Source organism: Hwangdonia lutea, assembly GCF_032814565.1.
Taxonomy (GTDB): domain Bacteria; phylum Bacteroidota; class Bacteroidia; order Flavobacteriales; family Flavobacteriaceae; genus Hwangdonia; species Hwangdonia lutea.
The window spans coordinates 993578-1011834 of the sequence record NZ_CP136521.1 but is presented as its reverse complement, the minus strand read 5'-3'; the positions used below and the strand labels follow the sequence as shown (position 1 = coordinate 1011834).

Below are 18257 nucleotides of genomic sequence, written 5' to 3'. Positions count from 1 at the left end.
TAAGGAATCTCATGCAAAGTTTTAGAACAGAAATAGAAAATCCAGTAGTTGAAAAAGACATTATTGAATTAGCCAATAAAATTGAGCTTTTCAATACTGGAAAAATTGACGAAGAAAAGTTTAGAAGCCTGCGACTGGCACGTGGTATTTACGGTCAGCGACAAGAGGGCGTGCAAATGGTGCGAATTAAGCTGCCATACGGCAAGTTGTTATCTAGTCAGTTGCGTACAATCTCTGATGTTTCAGATGAGTATTCCAGAGGGAGATTGCACATTACAACGCGTCAAGATATTCAAATTCACTATGTCGATATCAACAGAACGCCCGAACTTTGGGCACAATTGGATAAAGACGATGTAACCATAAGAGAGGCTTGTGGAAACACGGTTAGAAATGTAACGGCCTCCGAAACGGCGGGTATCGACGTTAACGAACCGTTTGATGTATCGCCTTATGCCGATGCGCTTTTTAAGTTCTTTTTACGTAACCCGATTTGCCAAGAAATGGGACGTAAATTTAAAGTATCGTTCTCGGCTTCGGACGAAGATACCGGCCTCTCGTACATTCACGATTTAGGGTTTATCGCTAAAATTAAAAATGGTGTTCGTGGTTTTAAAGTGATGCTTGGCGGCGGATTGGGCTCACAACCCAGGCATGCCGATTTGTTATATGATTTTTTAGGAACCGATAAAATCATTCCGCTTATGGAAGGCGTTTTAAGGGTGTTCGATCGCTACGGCGAACGTAAAAGTCGTGCCAAAGCGCGTATGAAATTCTTAATAAAGGATATTGGCTTAGATGCTTTTAAAACCTTAGTTGAAGAAGAACAAAATGCCATTGAATTTAAATCGGTTGTTATTGATGCCAAAGGATATCCGTATTCAAAACCTGTTGAAATCACGAACATTCCTCAAGTTGAAATTAAAGATCAAAACGCTTTTGAAACGTGGAAATCAACAAACCTCATTCCCCAAAAACAAGATGGTTATGTGGCTATTGGCATTAAAGTCCTTTTAGGTGATTTTTATACCGATAAAGCACGATTGTTAGCAGATTTAGTCGAAAACTACGCTGCTGGAGAATTACGATTAACATTGCGTCAAAACATCGTTATTCCATTTGTAAAACGAGAATTAGTGCCATTTTTCTACACCGAATTAGAAAAATTAGACTTTGTTGAAGCCGGTTATAATAAAGCCGTGGATATTACGGCGTGCCCGGGAACCGACACCTGTAATTTAGGAATAGCAAGCAGTACTGGGATTGCCGATGAGTTAGAGCGCGTTATAAAAGCAGAATATCCGCAGTATTTAAAAAATAAAGATTTGGTCATTAAAATTAGTGGCTGTATGAATGCTTGCGGACAGCACAATATGGCTAATATTGGTTTTCAAGGCATGTCTGTTCGCACGCCAGATAAATTGGTGGCGCCCGCTTTACAAGTGTTGTTGGGTGGTGGAAATTTAGGTGATGGACATGCGACTTTTGCAGATAAAGTTGTGAAAATTCCAAGTAAAAGAGGCCCCGAGGCACTGCGTAGAATTTTAAATGATTTTGAAGCCAATGCCAGCGGAAAACCATTTGTTTCCTATTATAAACAAAAAGGCGAAAAGTATTTTTATGATCTTTTAACCGACCTTTCGGATGTTTCAAACTTAACCCAAACCGATTTTATCGATTGGGGAAACACCGAAAAATATGTAAAGGAAATTGGTATTGGTGAATGTGCGGGTGTAGTCATCGATTTAATTGCCACGTTGTTTTTAGAGAGTGAAGAGAAAATTGAAAATGCTCAAGAATCATTCAATAACAAGGTGTATTCAAGTGCCATTTATCACGCTTACAGTTCTTTGGTTAATTCCGCGAAGGCGTTGTTATTGGCCGAAAATAAAAAGACAAACACACAAGCCGGAATCATTAGTCAGTTTGATGAATTATTCGTTGAAAGCGGAAGAATTGATTTAGGTGTATCTTTTTCAGAGCTGATTTATCAAATTAAAAAGCATGCGCCAACAAAAGATTTCGCATCAAAATACATAGAAAATGCCAATCAGTTTTTAGATAATGTAAGAGCTTTTAGAGAAGCTGAAAAAGAAATAAGTACCCTTCAAAAGAAAGCAGTTTAAAACAAAATGAACACTAAAGTTCCAAAATTAACGGTTGTAGGCGCTGGCCCTGGCGATGTGGATTTAATAACCCTTAAAGCTATTAAAGCTATAGAATTGGCCGATGTTATTTTGTATGATGCACTTATTAATAAAGCGCTTTTGGATTATGCATCAAACGATGCTGAGCTAATTTTTGTAGGCAAACGCAAAGGTTGTTATGCTTATCAACAAGATCAAATTAACGAGCTTATTGTAAGCAGGGCAAAGTCTCATGGGCATGTGGTACGTTTAAAAGGTGGCGACCCGTTTATTTTTGGTCGTGGTGCCGAAGAGATTGATTATGCCCAACAGTTTGGTTTAGAAACCTATGTCGTTCCCGGTATATCATCGGCCATTGCGGTACCAGCATATCAAGGCATCCCGTTAACAAAACGCGGTGCTTCAGAAAGTTTTTGGGTCATTACAGGCACAACCAAAGCGCATAAATTATCAAACGATGTGGCCTTGGCAGCAAAATCAACCGCAACGGTTGTTATTTTAATGGGCATGGGTAAACTCAGTGAAATAGTTAAAGTATTTTCAAAAGAAAACAAGCAAGATACGGCCATCGCCATCATTCAAAACGGGACAACCGAATATGAAAAATTTGGTGTCGGTACTATTAGTAATATTGAAAAAATTGTTGCGGAAAAACAACTGTCTTCACCTGCCATAATAGTTATTGGCGATGTGGTTAAAGAGCGCGTTGTTTTAAATTCTATTTATAAAGAATTTGCAACAGCTTAGGCCATGGAAAGAAATAATTTATATCCCATTTTTTTAAAAGCACAAAACCTTAACGTACTTATTGTTGGCGGTGGCGGTGTAGCTGAAGAAAAATTGAGATTCCTTTTAAAATCCAGTCCAGATGCTTGTGTAACAATGGTATCGCCAATGTTTAGAGAAGATACTTTATCTTTGTCAAATAAAGGGCAAGTTACGCTTATAAAGGATAAGTACCATAAGCGTTATTTAAAAGGAAAGCATATTGTTGTTGCAACGACTAACGTACCTAAAGTTAACGTAAAAGTTTACAAACATTGTAGAAAAAGAAGTATTTTAGTAAATGTTGCCGATAACCCACCGTATTGCGATTTTTATATGGGCGGTATTGTAACAAAAGGTAATGTAAAGGTGGCGATTTCAACAAACGGAAAATCACCAACAACAGCTAAACGACTGCGCCAATTTTTTGAGGATGTTATCCCAGAGAATGTAGACGATTTAGTTCAAAATTTAAATGAATACAGAAAAACAATAAAAGGAGATTTCGAGCAAAAAGTGGAAACACTAAACGAATTCACCAAAGGATTAATTGCAAAAAAAGAAGTATAAAATGATTAAAACAGATATACTCATTATTGGCGCTGGACCAACAGGATTATTCACGGTTTTTGAAGCTGGATTATTAAAACTTAAATGCCATTTAATAGATGCGTTGCCGCAACCTGGGGGGCAATGCTCAGAGATATACCCCAAAAAACCTATTTATGATATTCCCGGTTTTCCAGAAATATTGGCGGGCGATTTAACTAAAAACCTTTTAGAACAAGGGAAGCAATTCGAACCGGGGTTCACTTTAGGTGAACGTGCAGAAACCATAGAAAAACAAGACGATGGTACTTTTATTGTCACTACAAATAAAGGTACAAAACACCATGCGCCTGTGGTTGCCATTGCTGGCGGATTGGGTTCTTTCGAACCACGAAAGCCAGCCATTGAAGGTATTGCAGATTACGAAGATAAAGGCGTAGAGTACTTTATAAAAGACCCTGAAATGTACAGAAATAAAAAAGTAGTGATTTCCGGTGGTGGAGATTCTGCTTTAGATTGGAGTATATTTTTAGCCGATGTAGCTTCAGAAGTCACCCTAATCCATAGAAGAAACGAGTTTAGAGGTGCATTGGATTCTGTTGAAAAAGTTGGTGAATTAAAGCTATTGGGAAAAATCAATTTGATTACACCTGCCGAAGTAAAGGGTATCCACGGCAATGGTAAAGTTGAAAGTGTGACCGTTGTTAAAGAAGGTGAGGCACAAATCTTAGAAACCGATCATTTTATTCCGTTATTCGGTTTATCCCCAAAATTAGGCCCCATCGCAAATTGGGGATTGGAAATAGAGAAAAATGCTATTAAAGTAGATAATTCTTTAAATTACCAAACAAACATTCCGGGTATATTTGCCATTGGCGATGTGAATACTTATCCTGAGAAACTAAAGCTTATCCTTTGCGGTTTTCACGAGGCGACATTAATGTGTCAAGCGGCTTATAGAATTATCAATCCCGGTAAAAAATATGTTTTAAAATACACGACGGTAAGTGGTATTAACGGTTTCGACGGCACCCGTAAAGAAGCTCCAAAAGCTGTGGTTAGAGCCATTGAAGCTTAATATAATATTATGAGTTTATTTGGAAAACCCTTTAAATGCTTTAATCTTAAATTAAAGGACACTGTAGAAAACTTTACAAAGCAATTGTTTTATGCCCTTTTTGATGAAGAAGATCCTAAAGTGTGGAAGCAATTAAAGATTGATTTTCTTGAGATAGCCAATCAAGTCTGTGCCGAAGATAGGGCAGCTACTTGGGATGCTTTTTGTAAAGCCTTACCTGAGGTTAGGCGCAAACTCGACCTTGATGCCTTGGCGATTGAAAAAAACGACCCAGCATCAAAAAGTTTAGAAGAAGTTTATCTTGCCTATCCAGGGTTTCATGCCATCGCTATTTATAGAATTAGCCATGAATTATATAAAATAAACATGCCCATAATTCCTAGAATGATGAGTGAGTATGTGCACGGTATCACAGGCATCGATATACATCCGGGAGCTACTATTGGCGAATCGTTTTTTGTAGACCACGGTACGGGGATCGTTATTGGCGAAACTTCAGTTATCGAAAAAAATGTGAAAATCTATCAAGGCGTAACCCTTGGCGGATTGCAGGTTAATAAAAATTTGGCATCTACTAAACGACATCCCACCATTAAGGAAAATGTGACCATTTATGCCAATGCAACCATTTTAGGCGGCGATATCGAAATTGGTGCAAACAGTACCATTGGTGCCAATGTTTGGATTACAGAATCTATTCCGGAAAACTCATTGGTAACGTATAAAACCGAAATTAAAATAAGACCCAAAAAGAATGGCATCCGTTAACTCCATATTAAATCAAATCGGTAATACGCCTCTAGTTGAAGCAAGTCATATTGTTTCCAATAAAAACGTGAAACTGTTTTTAAAATTAGAAGGCGATAACCCTGGCGGAAGTGTAAAAGACCGCGCCGCTTTTAATATGATTAATGAAGCGATTAAAAGAGGCGACGTAAAAAAAGGAGGCACTTTGGTTGAAGCCACTAGCGGAAATACCGGTATTGCTCTCGCATTTATCGCACCACTTCTCGGGTTGAAAATGGTTTTGGTTATGCCAGAAAACTCTACCGAAGAACGTGTAAAAACCATGCGTGCTTATGGAGCCGAAGTTGTTTTAACACCTGCAGATATTGGGATAGAAGGCTCACGCGATATCGCTTTTCAGCTTAGGGACGAAAAAGGCTATGTGTTGTTAAATCAGTTTGAAAATGATGATAACTGGAAAGGACATTATAAAACCACGGGGCCGGAAATTTGGAAAGATACCCAACAGAATGTTACACATTTCGTGTCGGCTATGGGAACCACAGGCACCATTACAGGGGTTTCTAAATTCTTAAAGGAAAAAAAGTCGAGCATTCAAATTGTGGGTGCGCAACCCGCTGATGGTTCCAGCATACCTGGAATTAGAAAATGGTCGCCCGAATATGTGCCCAAGTTTTTCGATAAAAATAGAGTCGACCAAGTTATTGAAGTCACCGAACAGGAAGCCAAAGCGATGACACAGCGTTTAGCCAAAGAAGAAGGCGTGTTTGCAGGTATGAGTAGTGGTGGTGCGGTACATTGTGCTTTAAAATTGGCAGAAACTTTAAAAGAAGGCATCATTGTGGCCATTATCTGCGATAGAGGTGATCGATATTTGTCATCTTCATTATTTGAATAACAGTTTAATCGAGACCTGTCAGGTTTTGGAAACCTGACAGGTCTGAGAGAGTTGTAAATTAAGTAGGATAACAAAAATATAGTTAGTACTTTTGTTGCATAAATTCCGCGAAAGCGAATAAAAATAGTTCATAATCATAATTACTGTTATCAAGAAAGGTAGAGGGAATAGACCCGTTGAAGCCTTGGCAACCTCCCGACTTTTCGGGGAAGGTGCTAAATTCTACTGATATTTTAAAGTATTAGAAAGATAACGAAAAGTGAATTCTTAACTTTTCTTGATGACATAAATAGACCTGTCAGGTTTCCAAAACCTGACAGGTCTGGAAATATATAAGAAAATGTCAAATATCCATAACGCTTTAAAAGAGCGCATTTTAGTTTTAGATGGCGCCATGGGCACCATGTTGCAAGCTTATAAATTTACGGAAGATGATTTCAGGGGCGAGCGCTTTAACGATTATCCAACACCGCTGCAAGGCAACAACGATTTGCTGTCAATAACACAGCCAGAAGCCATAAAAACCATCCACGGAAAATATTTTGAGGCCGGAGCAGATATTGTAGAAACCAACACATTTTCCAGTACCACTATTGCTATGGCCGACTATCAAATGGAAAATTTGGTTTACGAGTTAAATTATCAATCGGCAAAAATAGCCAAAGAAGTTGCCGATAAATTTACAGCCAAAGAACCTCATAAACCACGTTTTGTTGCGGGTTCAATAGGGCCAACTAACCGTACGGCAAGCATGTCGCCCGATGTTAACGACCCGGGTTATAGGGCGGTCACATTTGATGAATTGCGCATCGCCTACAAACAACAAGTTGAAGCTTTAGTGGATGGCGGCGTCGATTTATTATTGGTCGAAACCGTGTTTGATACTTTAAACGCCAAAGCCGCATTATTTGCGATTGAAGAAGTTAAAGAAGAACGCAATCAAGATATTCCAATTATGCTTAGCGGAACCATTACCGATGCTTCGGGCAGAACATTATCGGGGCAAACCGCAGAAGCTTTTTTAATTTCGGTATCTCATATTCCATTGCTTTCTATAGGTTTTAATTGTGCTTTAGGAGCCAATTTAATGCAACCGCATTTAGAAGCCATTGCCAATAAAACCGATTTTGCTATTTCCGCGCATCCCAATGCCGGATTACCCAATGCCTTTGGAGAGTACGATGAATCACCAGAGGAAATGGGTGAGCAAATCGAGGAATATTTAAAAAAGAATTTAATCAATATCATTGGTGGTTGTTGCGGCACATCGCCTAAGCATATTAGCGTTATCGCAAATATTGCGGCAAAATATAAACCAAGGCAAGCTTTCTCCCTGAGCGCAGTCGAAGGGTCTTTTTAAAATTGATGTATGAAGATGAAAGTGAAACAAACTAAATATATGAAACTGTCAGGATTAGAACCGCTAATCTTGAACGAAAACAGTAATTTTATAAACGTAGGTGAGCGTACCAATGTAGCGGGTTCTCGAAAATTTCTTCGCTTAATTAAAGAAGAAAAATTTGATGAAGCGTTGGATATTGCCCGTCATCAAGTTGATGGTGGCGCTCAAATTATCGATATTAATTTTGACGATGGTTTAATTGACGGAAAAGAAGCAATGGTCCGTTTCTTAAACCTCATTGCTGCCGAACCCGATATTTGTAAAGTGCCTATAATGATTGATTCTTCTAAGTGGGAAATCATCGAAGCGGGACTTCAAGTGGTGCAAGGTAAATGTGTGGTGAATTCCATTTCTTTAAAAGAAGGCGAAGCCAATTTTATTTGGGAAGCGAAGCAAATTAAACGCTATGGCGCTGCCGTTATTGTTATGGCTTTTGATGAGGTAGGGCAAGCCGATAATTACGAACGACGTATTGAAATAGCCAAACGTTCGTATGATGTTTTGGTGAACAAAGTAGGTTTCCCGTCCGAAGATATTATTTTCGATTTAAACATTTTTCCTGTGGCTACCGGTATGGAAGAACACCGCAGAAACGCCCTCGATTTTATTGAGGCCACGCGTTGGGTCCGCGAAAATCTGCCCAATGTTAGCGTTAGTGGTGGCGTGAGTAATGTCTCGTTTTCATTTCGGGGAAATAACGGCGTTCGTGAGGCGATGCATTCGGCATTTTTATACCATGCCATTAAAGCAGGCATAAATATGGGCATTGTAAACCCTGCGATGCTTGAGGTTTATGACGATATTCCTAAGGATTTATTAGAACATGTAGAAGATGTCCTCCTAGACAGGCGTGATGATGCCACCGAGCGTTTGTTGGAATTCGCTGAAACCGTAAAAGGTTCAAAAACTGAAAAAACAGTCGATTTGTCTTGGCGCGAAAACCCTTTACAAGATAGAATTACACATGCTTTGGTTAAGGGAATTGACGCTTTTATTATTGAGGATATCGAGCAAGCCAGACAAGAAGTCGACAAACCCATTGATGTTATTGAAGGACATTTAATGATAGGGATGAATGTGGTTGGCGATTTATTTGGAGCAGGTAAAATGTTCTTGCCTCAAGTAGTAAAATCGGCACGTGTTATGAAAAAAGCTGTGGGTTATCTAAATCCGTTTATTGAAGCTGAAAAAACCGATGCCCAAGAACCGGTTGGTAAAATATTAATGGCTACCGTAAAAGGCGATGTGCACGATATCGGTAAAAATATCGTGAGTGTAGTATTGGCATGCAACAACTACGAGATTGTAGATTTGGGTGTTATGGTACCACCAGAAAAAATTATTGAAACGGCTATTAGCGAACGTGTGGATGCCATTGGATTATCGGGGTTAATTACGCCATCGTTGGACGAAATGGTGTATCTCGCCAAAGAAATGCAACGTCAGGAATTCGAGTTGCCTTTGCTTATTGGTGGTGCCACAACCTCAAAAGCACACACCGCGGTTAAGATTGATACGCAGTATAAAAATGCCGTGGTTCATGTAAACGATGCATCGCGGGCGGTAACTGTTGTTGGCGATTTATTGAATAAAAAATCAGCACACGAATACACCGCAAAATTGAAAGCGGATTATGATGATTTTAGAACCAAGTTTTTAAAACGAGGCAAAGAAAAATCATATATTTCGATAGAAGAAGCGCGACAAAGAAAATATAGAATTGATTGGGAATCAGCTGAAACTGTAAAGCCTAATGCCATGGGCGTTCAGGTTTTAAAACAATTAAGTTTAAAGGAATTGTTGCCGTTTTTAGACTGGAGTCCGTTTTTTAGAAGCTGGGATTTACACGGGAAATTCCCTGCTATTTTAAAAGATGACGTTGTGGGCGAACAAGCCACAATAATGTACAATGAAGCGCAGGAAATGATTAAAGAGATTATTGCAAAACAACTTTTAAAACCCAAAGCGGTTTTTGGATTGTTTGAAGCAAACTCGATACATGACGATGATATTTCGGTTAAGAAAAAAGGTGAAGAAATCGCTGTTTTTAGAACCTTACGCCAGCAATTAAAAAAGCGTGAAGGGATTCCGAATCATGCATTGGCCGATTTTATTGCGCCAGCAGAAACGGGTAAAACCGATTATATGGGCGCGTTCTGTGTGGGTATTTTTGGTGCCCAAGAATTGGCCGATAGTTACAGAGCCAAAGACGACGATTATAACGCTATTATGGCGCAAGCGATTGCCGACAGGTTTGCAGAAGCTTTCGCAGAATATTTGCACCACCAAGTGCGTACTAAACATTGGGGTTATGCGGCTGATGAAAATTTGAGCAACGACGATTTAATTAAAGAAAGTTACAAAGGCATTAGGCCGGCACCGGGTTATCCGGCGTGCCCGGACCATTTGGAAAAACAAACCATTTGGAAACTATTGGATGTTGAAAAACGAATTGGGGTTAAGCTTACCGAAAGTCTGGCCATGTGGCCAGCAGCAGCGGTTTCGGGGTATTATTTTGGAAATTCGGAAGCTAAGTATTTTGGGGTCGGTAAAATTACCGATAGCCAATTAACCGATTATGCAACAAGAAAAGGCATAGCCAAAGACACCGCCCGAAAATGGTTGCACGCTAATTTGGCGGGATAAAAAGCTCTTCCGATAACTATCGGATTAACCTCCTTATTTCTACTGCGCTCAGAGTGGACTTCGGGAGGAATGGATTGTGGAGATGTACATTATTAGACCTGTCAGGTTTTAAAAACCTGACAGGTCTGAGAAATTGGATCAAGAGTAAGCGTTCCCTCCTTTGGAGGGGCTAGGGGGGGGTTAGTGCAAGAGTGGCGCGTTAGGGATTGCAGTGGAAAGCCCACAGCCAGCCGTTTTTTCGGCGAAGCGAGGACTTGTAACGGAAAGCCCGACCGTGAGCGTTTCCTACAAGGTTTCAATAAAAACCTTGTAGGTATAAAGCGAAGGGTAACGCCCTAAAAAACAGCAATAAGATATAATTTGTGTCCCGAAGTTTCGGGATTGATTAAATACAATTAGAATAAATATTGATGCGATTTCCGCCTTCACTTCGACAAGCTCAGTGTGACACGAGGAAATGACAAAAAGGAATAAATGAAAGTAACAGAACACATAAAAAAAGCGAACGGAAAAACCTTGTTTTCCTTTGAGATTATCCCACCGAAAAAAGGGAAAAATATTCAAGAATTATATAGTAACATTGATCCTTTAATGGAGTTTAATCCGCCGTTTATTGATGTAACCACCTCGCGCGAAGAGTTTGTGTATATTGAAAAAGAAGGCTTGTTTGATAGAAAAACAACCAGAATGCGCCCCGGTACTTTGGGGATTTGTGCCGCTATAAAACATAAATATAATGTGGATACCGTTCCACATGTGTTGTGTGGCGGTTTTACCAAAGAGGAAACCGAGTATTTATTGGTAGATTGTCATTATTTAGGCATTAATAATGTGATGGCGTTGCGTGGTGATGCCATGAAAGGCGAGCAGTATTTTAAGGCCACAAAAGGTGGGCATACCTATGCGACGCAATTGGTAAATCAAATTAAGGATTTAAACTCCGGAAAGTATTTGCATGGTATTTTGGATGTTGATGATAAAGCCGATTTTTGTATTGGTGTGGCGGGGTATCCAGAGAAACATTTGGAAGCGCCATCAATGAAAAGCGATTTAAAACGCTTAAAGGAAAAGGTAGATGCCGGTGCGGATTATGTGGTAACACAAATGTTTTTTGATAACCAAAAGTACTTTGAGTTTGTTGAAGCCGCTAAAAAAGCAGGGATTAACGTGCCCATTATTCCGGGAATAAAGCCCATTGCCGTAAATAGGCATTTGCAATTGTTGCCGCAGGTTTTTAAAATAGATTTGCCCGAAACTTTAATTCATGAAGTTGAAAAATGTAAAGACAATAAACAGGTGCGTCAAGTAGGTGTGGAGTGGTGCATACAGCAATCTAAAGAGCTGTTGGACGCCGGTGTTCCTGTGTTGCATTATTACTCTATGGGAAAAAGCGATAATATAAAAGCCATTGCGTCGGCATTGTTTTAATAATTAAACTATTTTTGTCGGCTAAAACCTATTTATGCGCCAATTAATTTTATGTGTTTTCTGTTTAGCTTTTGGCTTTTCTTTTTCGCAAGATAAAACACATACATCGTACATAGATTTAAGTTATTTTAAAGGTAATATTGCCTTGCATAACAACGATATTTTGCATTTAATAAAAGAGCATCCCGAAGGTTATATTTTAAGTTGGAACAAAAAAACATACGGTTTTAACAAATGGGAACAGCGTTACAATTATCCCGATTATGGCGTGTCCTTTGCCTATCAGAATTTAAAGAATGATGTTTTGGGCGATGTCTCGTCGTTGTACGCCCATTATAATTTTTATTTTTTAAAACGTAACCTCATGTTGCGTATCGGTCAAGGCTTAGCGTTTACGACCAACCCGTACGATAAAGCAAATAACTTTAGAAACATTGCTTTTGGCTCTAAACTTATGAGCAGTACTTATGTGATGCTTAATTATAAAAAGGAACGCATTTGGGATAGGTTTGGGCTACAAGCGGGATTATCGCTTATTCACTATTCCAACGCGAATGTAAAAGCACCCAATACCAGTATAAATTCGGTAACTTTTAATTTGGGCGTTACTTATAATTTAGATGAAGAAACTTTGGAATATCAAAACACTTTAGATAACGATGATAACAAGTTCACCCAACCCATAAAGTACAATATGGTCTTTAGAAGCGGTATTAACGAAAGCGATGTGGTTGGTAGCGGCCAATTTCCATTTTATATTTTTTCTGCTTACGCGGATAAGAGGCTGAACCGAAAAAGCGCCATTCAATTAGGGGCCGATGTGTTTTTTTCCAACTTTTTAAAAGAACTTATTTATTATAAAAGTGTGGCCTTTCCGGAGGAAAATGTTGCGGGCAACGAAGATTATAAACGTGTTGGCGTTTTTGCAGGGCACGAGTTGTTTATTAATAAAACATCTTTAGTAACGCAATTGGGCTATTACGTTTATTACCCATTTGATTTTGAAGGAAGAACTTATTTTAGAGTTGGGTTAAAACGTTATTTTAGCGATAAATGGTTTGGAGCGCTAACTTTAAAATCGCACGGTGCCAAAGCGGAAGCTGTTGAATTTGGAATAGGAATTAGGTTATGAAAAAACTAATTTACATGGCAATATTATTTTTAGTTTTCGCTTGCGATAGCGAAAATGCCAACGACTGTTTTCAGAAAACAGGAAACATAATTCAAAAGGAAATAAGCGTTGATGCTTTTGATAAAATATTGGTAAACCGCGATATTGAACTAATCGTTAAAGAAGGCCCAACCCAAAAAGTAAGTATTGAGACCGGCGAAAATTTAATGAATGATGTTACGGCAATTGTAGTTGACGGCAGACTAACACTTACCGATAACAATACCTGCAATTACGTGCGCGATTACGGCATAACCAAAGTGTATATAACATCGCCAAGCATTACCGAAATACGCAGTTCCACACAATACGACGTGCGATCCGATGGGGTTTTAACCTACCCGAGTTTAACCGTTTTATCCGAAGATTACGGAGCGCCCGATACTTTTACCAACGGCAATTTTAGACTTCAAATAGATAATAATGTCTTCACATTGGTTTTTAATAATCTATCCAATTGTTTTATTTCGGGAAAAACCACTAGACTAAATATTACATTCGCAGCAGGTACCTCGCGTTTTGAAGGCCGCGAGTTAATGGCTCAACAGGTTGCTATTTGGAATAGAAGTTCTAACGATATGATTGTAAATCCGCAACAATCCCTTAAAGGCAGAATATCGGGAACTGGTAACGTTATTGCCGTAAACAAACCAGCAACAATCGAGGTTGAAGAGCAGTACAAAGGCCGTTTAATTTTTGAGTAAATTTTAGTGGTTTGTCGCTTATGACAGAATAAACCCGATAGCTATCGGGAGAATGACGAGAAATCTTTTAGCCATGAGATTCCTCTTCATTTATTTCGCAAAGTACTTTCAACCAAATTATATTTTGATTTCAGTAACCTTCGGAATGACAAACATTTTTTTTAGTATTAGCCTTTGTTAATTTATAAACTTTATGGCTTTAATTTGAAATGGTTTCAAACAACCCGACCGACTGTTTCGCAATTTCCAATTCTTCGTTTGTTGGGATGACCAATATTTTAACCTTAGATGTTTCGGTGTTAACGGCTTTTAAGCTTTTGGGTCTGCAATTGTTCTTTTCCGCATCTAATTCAATGCCTAAAAAATCTAAATCTTTGCAAATTTCTTGCCTCATAAATTGCGAGTTTTCGCCAATGCCTGCAGTAAACACAATAGCGTCCAATCCGTTTAAAATAGCAGCGTAACTGCCAATGTATTTTTTTATGCGGTACACATTCATTTGTAAAGCTAACTGGCAGGCTTTATTGCCCTTTTCAGCTTCGGCCTCAATATCCCTTAAATCGCTAAAACCGGTTAACCCCAACATGCCGCTTTCTTTTAATAAAAGTTTATTAATGTCGTTTAAATTATAACCTAATTTATCGGCCAAATAAAATGTGAAAGCGGGGTCGATATCGCCCGAGCGTGTGCCCATTACCAATCCTCCCAAAGGTGAGAACCCCATAGAATGGTCGATGCTTTTTCCGTTTTTAACCGCCGTCATACTGCAACCATTACCTAAATGAATACTTATGATTTTTGAATCTTTTTTTCCTAAATATGCAATGGCTTTTTCCGAAACATATTTATGGCTGGTACCATGAAATCCGTACAAACGAATGTTGTGTTTTTCTGAAAATGTTTTGGGAATAGCGTACTTATACACGTGTTCTGGAACAGATTGATGAAATGCCGTGTCGAAAACCGCCACTTGTTTTGCCTTTGGGAAAATAGTTTCGGCAACCTCGATACCTTCTAAATTTGGAGGATTGTGTAAAGGCGCCAATGATGATAATGCTTGTATTTTATCTTTTACGGCTTCGGTAATTTCAGTAGTGTTGCTAAAATGACTGCCGCCATGTACCACACGATGCCCAACAATATGAATGGCATCGGTAGATTTTATAACACCAGTTTCTTTATCCAAAAGTTGATTGGCCAATAACTCCAAACCGACTTTATGATTGGGAATGTTTTCAACAATTTCAATGGTATCATTTTCCGTTTTGAATTTGAATTTGGCATCGGTAAACCCAATGCGCTCAATTAAACCAGAGCACAAAATGATTTCTTCTGGCATTTGAAACAGTTGAAATTTTAATGAGGAACTTCCAGAATTTAAAACTAATACTTGCATAAATTAAAGGTCTTGTGATTGTATGGCGGTTATTATTACGGTGCTATAAATATCGTCGGCAGTACAGCCACGGCTTAAATCGTTAACAGGTTTGTTAAGGCCTTGTAACATAGGGCCAATAGCCAATGCACCGGTTTCGCGTTGTACGGCTTTATAGGTGTTGTTTCCGGTGTTGAGATCGGGGAAAATAAGCACGCTGGCTTGTCCGGCAACATCGGAATCCGGTAATTTGCTTTTTCCAATGCGCATATCTACTGCGGCATCGTATTGGATGGGGCCTTCAATTTTTAAATCTGGGACTAAGTTTTTAGCAATTTCGGTGGCTTTTCTAACCTTATCCACTTGTTCGCCTTTTCCTGAAGCACCGGATGAATAGGACAGCATCGCTACTTTAGGCTCAACGCCAAAATTCTTAGCGGTTTTTGCTGATGAAATAGCAATTTCAGCCAACTGTTCGGCATTGGGATTTGGGTTAATGGCGCAATCGCCAAAAATAGAAACACGATCCTCTAAACACATAAAAAATACGGACGACACAATATTAACACCGGGTTTGGTTTTTATAAACTGTAAGGCTGGTCGAAGCGTGTGAGCCGTAGTGTGCAATGCTCCCGATACCATACCATCGGCGTGTCCTTTGTAAATCATCATGGTGGCGAAATACGACACATCGGTCATGACATCTTTGGCCATATCCAAATTCACGTTTTTATGCTTTCTAAGCTCATAAAATGTGTTTACGTAATCATCAAAATGAGGGGATTTAACGGGGGAAACAATATTAATATCATCAATATCTAAGGCAATGTCGAATTTTTCAATACGTTCTTTTATCTTTTCTTTTTCACCAATTAAGGTGATGTTTACAACATGCGCATCAATTAATCTTGCCGTGGCGCGTAGTATACGTTCGTCGTAACCTTCGGGCAATACAATGTGTTTTTTGTCTTTTAAAGCGCGTTGCAATAAATTATACTGAAACATTCTTGGAGTGAAAATATCGGATTCGAAGGTGATTAAATCCTCAGATAATTTATCGGTATCAACGTGTTTTTCGAAGGTGGCAATCGATGTTGTAATCTTGTCGATATTCTCAGCGTATATTTTAGATTTTATTTTCCCAATGGTATTGGTCACGTGGAAAGTGCCTTCTTTGGCGCTAATTATGGGCACTACGCTCGAAAGTCCTTCAATTAATTTTAAAATGGGGTCTTCCGGAATTAATCCACCGGTTAAAATAATACCAGATATTTTTGGATAATTTTTAGAGATGTTGGCTTGTAGGGCGCCTAAAATTATGTCGGCCCTATCACCGGGAGTAATCACTAAAGCGTTTTCTTTTAAGTGCGTTAAATAATTACGCAATTGCATAGCGCCTACACTAAAATTGTCTATTTGATTGTTAATTAGGTCTTTACCAAAAAGAACGGTGCCGTCTAGTTTTTTAAAGATTTCTTTTAAAGTTGGGCTCGCTAAACTTTTAATTTTAGGAATAACACTAATATCGGTGCCGTTATTAATACGGTTTTTTAATTGTGTTTTTAATTCGGTAAGATAATCGGGATTAACTTTATTGGTCATTATCGACAATACATCCACTTCTTCTTTAAACGTGTCGTGAGCCAACTGCACATTGTCCACAATTTCCTTGATATCTTTACCGTCGCCTTGCGATACAATTATAACCGGCAACCCTAAGTTTTTGGAGATTAGAATGTTAATGTCCAGTTCCAAACTAGAATTTTCGTGCGAGAAATCGGTGCCTTCAACCAATATAATATCGAAGCGTTCTTCGAGGTGTTTATACTTTTTAATGATTTCGTCGATAACTTCGCCCGATTTTCCTTGGTTGTATAAATCCAGTACCTCGTTTCGGGTATAAACAAATGTTTTTTTGTAGTTGATATCAATTTCAAAATGCGAGATTACAGTGCTGATGTGGTTGTCCATTTCACCATCTTCGGTGTCTTCTATAATCGGTCTGAAATAGCCCACCTTTGCCGTTTTTCCTAAAAGCATACGCATTAAACCCAGTACGGCAACAGATTTTCCGCTGTTGGGTTCAATAGTCGCTACATAAATTCCTTTACTCATTTTTGATTATTTTTTTCCTTTGCAAAGATAGTTCTTTGCTTCCTTTACGAAAGATGATTTTTGTCATGCTTTTAAACTAAAAGTTATCTGTTTTCGAACCTAAAAAAAACCGAAACGATACTTTAAAAGTTATTCTGTGGTCAACTCCCTAAACAAAGTTTCTAAACTTGCATTTTTTTGATTGAGCTGAAGAATTTTTAACTGATTATCGTGTGCAAAATCAAATACATGAGAGCGCATGTCTTCGGTGGTTTTAAACGTAATTTCGTAAACAAAATCATAAGTGTTCACCACGCGATCTGCTTTTGGGAGTTTTAATAAAAAGGCATCTTCAACGCGGTAATCAAACTCCACAATAATGGTTTGCTCTTTGCTTTCACGAAGTTCTTTCAGCTTTTTATCGGCAACAATTTCACCTTTGTTGATAATGATTACGCGGTCGCACATGGCTTCAACCTCTTGCATAATGTGTGTGGATAAAAACACGGTTTTGGTTTTGCCAATACTTTTAATAAGGTTTCTAATATCTATAAGCTGGTTGGGGTCTAAGCCCGTTGTGGGTTCGTCTAAAATCAACACATCGGGGTTGTGCAATAGGGCGTTTGCCAAACCCACGCGCTGCCGATAGCCTTTTGAGAGTTGCCCGATTTTTTTGTGCACTTCGGGCGTTAAGCCAGTAAGCGCAATAACATCATCGATACGCGCTTTTGGCACCTTGTAAATATTAGCATTGAAGGCTAAATATTCTTTAATATACATATCTAAGTACAACGGATTGTGCTCAGGCAAATACCCTACACTTTTTTGTACTTGTTGTGTGTTTATGGTAATGTCGAATCCATTAACTTTAGCAACACCGTTTGTGGCGTTAACATAAGTAGTCAATATTTTCATCATGGTTGATTTTCCGGCGCCATTGGGACCTAAAAACCCAACAATTTCAGGTTTTTCAACCTTAAAGGATACGTGGTTTAATGCTTTATGATTTCCGTAAAGTTTCGAAATTCCTTCAACTTCAATAGACATATTTAAAATATTTATTCAAAAATAATGATTATCTAATATTATATTCGTTTTACTGTAAAATCTTTAAAACTTTTAATAAAAACGAAAAAAAGATTATATACTATTTTGATTTCTTGAAATATTATTTACTTTAGCCCCGTAATTATTATGTCAACAGTATATTATACATATTTTAACAATTGGTTTTATTTCTTTTTTAGCAAAAG

General features: G+C 38.5%; 14 protein-coding genes and 1 riboswitch. Of the genes, 11 read left to right on the top strand and 3 right to left on the bottom strand.

Annotated features, from left to right (window positions below; genetic code table 11):
* The first annotated feature begins 11 nt into the window (after positions 1–11).
* The 11 genes from RNZ46_RS04350 to RNZ46_RS04300 all read left to right on the top strand — a co-directional run bounded on the left by RNZ46_RS04350 (position 12) and on the right by RNZ46_RS04300 (position 13535).
* Entirely contained in the window at positions 12–2126 is a 2115-nt protein-coding gene (locus tag RNZ46_RS04350; protein WP_316984153.1) for a ferredoxin-like domain-containing protein, read from the top strand.
* Positions 2127–2132: 6 nt separating this feature from the next.
* Positions 2133–2894 carry a uroporphyrinogen-III C-methyltransferase gene (cobA, locus tag RNZ46_RS04345; RefSeq protein ID WP_316984152.1) on the top strand — a complete coding sequence of 254 codons (762 nt, stop codon included), beginning with the start codon at positions 2133–2135 and terminating at the stop codon, positions 2892–2894.
* Positions 2895–2897: 3 nt separating this feature from the next.
* Positions 2898–3482 (top strand): precorrin-2 dehydrogenase/sirohydrochlorin ferrochelatase family protein, encoded by a 585-nt coding sequence (locus RNZ46_RS04340; RefSeq protein WP_316984151.1) that lies wholly within the window; start codon positions 2898–2900, stop codon positions 3480–3482.
* Between the two features lies 1 nt (position 3483).
* Positions 3484–4539: an NAD(P)/FAD-dependent oxidoreductase gene (locus tag RNZ46_RS04335; protein WP_316984150.1), complete on the top strand. Its 1056-nt coding sequence runs from the start codon at positions 3484–3486 to the stop codon at positions 4537–4539.
* Between the two features lie 9 nt (positions 4540–4548).
* Positions 4549–5307: a serine O-acetyltransferase EpsC gene (gene epsC / locus RNZ46_RS04330; RefSeq protein ID WP_316984149.1), complete on the top strand. Its 759-nt coding sequence runs from the start codon at positions 4549–4551 to the stop codon at positions 5305–5307.
* Positions 5294–6184 carry a cysteine synthase CysM gene (gene cysM / locus RNZ46_RS04325; protein WP_316984148.1) on the top strand — a complete coding sequence of 297 codons (891 nt, stop codon included), beginning with the start codon at positions 5294–5296 and terminating at the stop codon, positions 6182–6184. The genes epsC and cysM overlap by 14 nt, the downstream gene beginning before the upstream one ends.
* Positions 6185–6327: 143 nt before the next feature.
* Positions 6328–6440, top strand: a riboswitch (SAM riboswitch).
* An 84-nt stretch (positions 6441–6524) separates the two neighbouring features.
* Positions 6525–7544 (top strand): homocysteine S-methyltransferase family protein, encoded by a 1020-nt coding sequence (locus RNZ46_RS04320; RefSeq protein ID WP_316984147.1) that lies wholly within the window; start codon positions 6525–6527, stop codon positions 7542–7544.
* Between the two features lie 15 nt (positions 7545–7559).
* Positions 7560–10232: a methionine synthase gene (gene metH / locus RNZ46_RS04315; RefSeq protein ID WP_316984965.1), complete on the top strand. Its 2673-nt coding sequence runs from the start codon at positions 7560–7562 to the stop codon at positions 10230–10232.
* A gap of 474 nt (positions 10233–10706) precedes the next feature.
* Positions 10707–11660, top strand: a complete 954-nt coding sequence (metF, locus tag RNZ46_RS04310) for a methylenetetrahydrofolate reductase [NAD(P)H] (RefSeq protein WP_316984146.1) — start codon at positions 10707–10709, stop codon at positions 11658–11660.
* Between the two features lie 34 nt (positions 11661–11694).
* Positions 11695–12792 (top strand): acyloxyacyl hydrolase, encoded by a 1098-nt coding sequence (locus RNZ46_RS04305; protein WP_316984145.1) that lies wholly within the window; start codon positions 11695–11697, stop codon positions 12790–12792.
* Positions 12793–12806: 14 nt separating this feature from the next.
* A complete protein-coding gene (locus RNZ46_RS04300) occupies positions 12807–13535 on the top strand; it encodes a head GIN domain-containing protein (RefSeq protein ID WP_316984144.1) in 729 nt (242 codons plus the stop codon).
* A gap of 199 nt (positions 13536–13734) precedes the next feature.
* Here RNZ46_RS04300 and RNZ46_RS04295 read toward each other — a convergent pair whose 3' ends face one another.
* The 3 genes from RNZ46_RS04295 to gldA all read right to left on the bottom strand — a co-directional run bounded on the left by RNZ46_RS04295 (position 13735) and on the right by gldA (position 18051).
* On the bottom strand, positions 13735–14931 hold the full coding sequence (locus RNZ46_RS04295) for an acetate/propionate family kinase (protein ID WP_316984143.1): 1197 nt from the start codon (positions 14929–14931) through the stop codon (positions 13735–13737).
* Between the two features lie 3 nt (positions 14932–14934).
* The gene (gene pta / locus RNZ46_RS04290) at positions 14935–17025 is read right to left on the bottom strand and encodes a phosphate acetyltransferase (protein WP_316984142.1); all 2091 of its coding nucleotides are present in this window, start codon (positions 17023–17025) and stop codon (positions 14935–14937) included.
* A 129-nt stretch (positions 17026–17154) separates the two neighbouring features.
* The gene (gldA, locus tag RNZ46_RS04285) at positions 17155–18051 is read right to left on the bottom strand and encodes a gliding motility-associated ABC transporter ATP-binding subunit GldA (RefSeq protein WP_316984141.1); all 897 of its coding nucleotides are present in this window, start codon (positions 18049–18051) and stop codon (positions 17155–17157) included.
* Positions 18052–18257: the final 206 nt, after the last annotated feature.

Excerpts from the sequence above, each read along its gene's own strand:
- RNZ46_RS04305 (WP_316984145.1), top strand. The coding sequence starts at position 11,695 with ATGCGCCAATTAATTTTATGTGTTTTCTGTTTAGCTTTTGGCTTTTCT.
- RNZ46_RS04320 (WP_316984147.1), top strand. The coding sequence starts at position 6,525 with ATGTCAAATATCCATAACGCTTTAAAAGAGCGCATTTTAGTTTTAGAT.
- RNZ46_RS04335 (WP_316984150.1), top strand. The coding sequence starts at position 3,484 with ATGATTAAAACAGATATACTCATTATTGGCGCTGGACCAACAGGATTA.
- RNZ46_RS04295 (WP_316984143.1), bottom strand. The coding sequence starts at position 14,931 with ATGCAAGTATTAGTTTTAAATTCTGGAAGTTCCTCATTAAAATTTCAA.
- epsC (WP_316984149.1), top strand. The coding sequence starts at position 4,549 with ATGAGTTTATTTGGAAAACCCTTTAAATGCTTTAATCTTAAATTAAAG.
- cobA (WP_316984152.1), top strand. The coding sequence starts at position 2,133 with ATGAACACTAAAGTTCCAAAATTAACGGTTGTAGGCGCTGGCCCTGGC.
- metH (WP_316984965.1), top strand. The coding sequence starts at position 7,560 with ATGAAAGTGAAACAAACTAAATATATGAAACTGTCAGGATTAGAACCG.
- pta (WP_316984142.1), bottom strand. The coding sequence starts at position 17,025 with ATGAGTAAAGGAATTTATGTAGCGACTATTGAACCCAACAGCGGAAAA.
- metF (WP_316984146.1), top strand. The coding sequence starts at position 10,707 with ATGAAAGTAACAGAACACATAAAAAAAGCGAACGGAAAAACCTTGTTT.
- RNZ46_RS04300 (WP_316984144.1), top strand. The coding sequence starts at position 12,807 with ATGGCAATATTATTTTTAGTTTTCGCTTGCGATAGCGAAAATGCCAAC.
- gldA (WP_316984141.1), bottom strand. The coding sequence starts at position 18,051 with ATGTCTATTGAAGTTGAAGGAATTTCGAAACTTTACGGAAATCATAAA.
- RNZ46_RS04350 (WP_316984153.1), top strand. The coding sequence starts at position 12 with ATGCAAAGTTTTAGAACAGAAATAGAAAATCCAGTAGTTGAAAAAGAC.
- RNZ46_RS04340 (WP_316984151.1), top strand. The coding sequence starts at position 2,898 with ATGGAAAGAAATAATTTATATCCCATTTTTTTAAAAGCACAAAACCTT.
- cysM (WP_316984148.1), top strand. The coding sequence starts at position 5,294 with ATGGCATCCGTTAACTCCATATTAAATCAAATCGGTAATACGCCTCTA.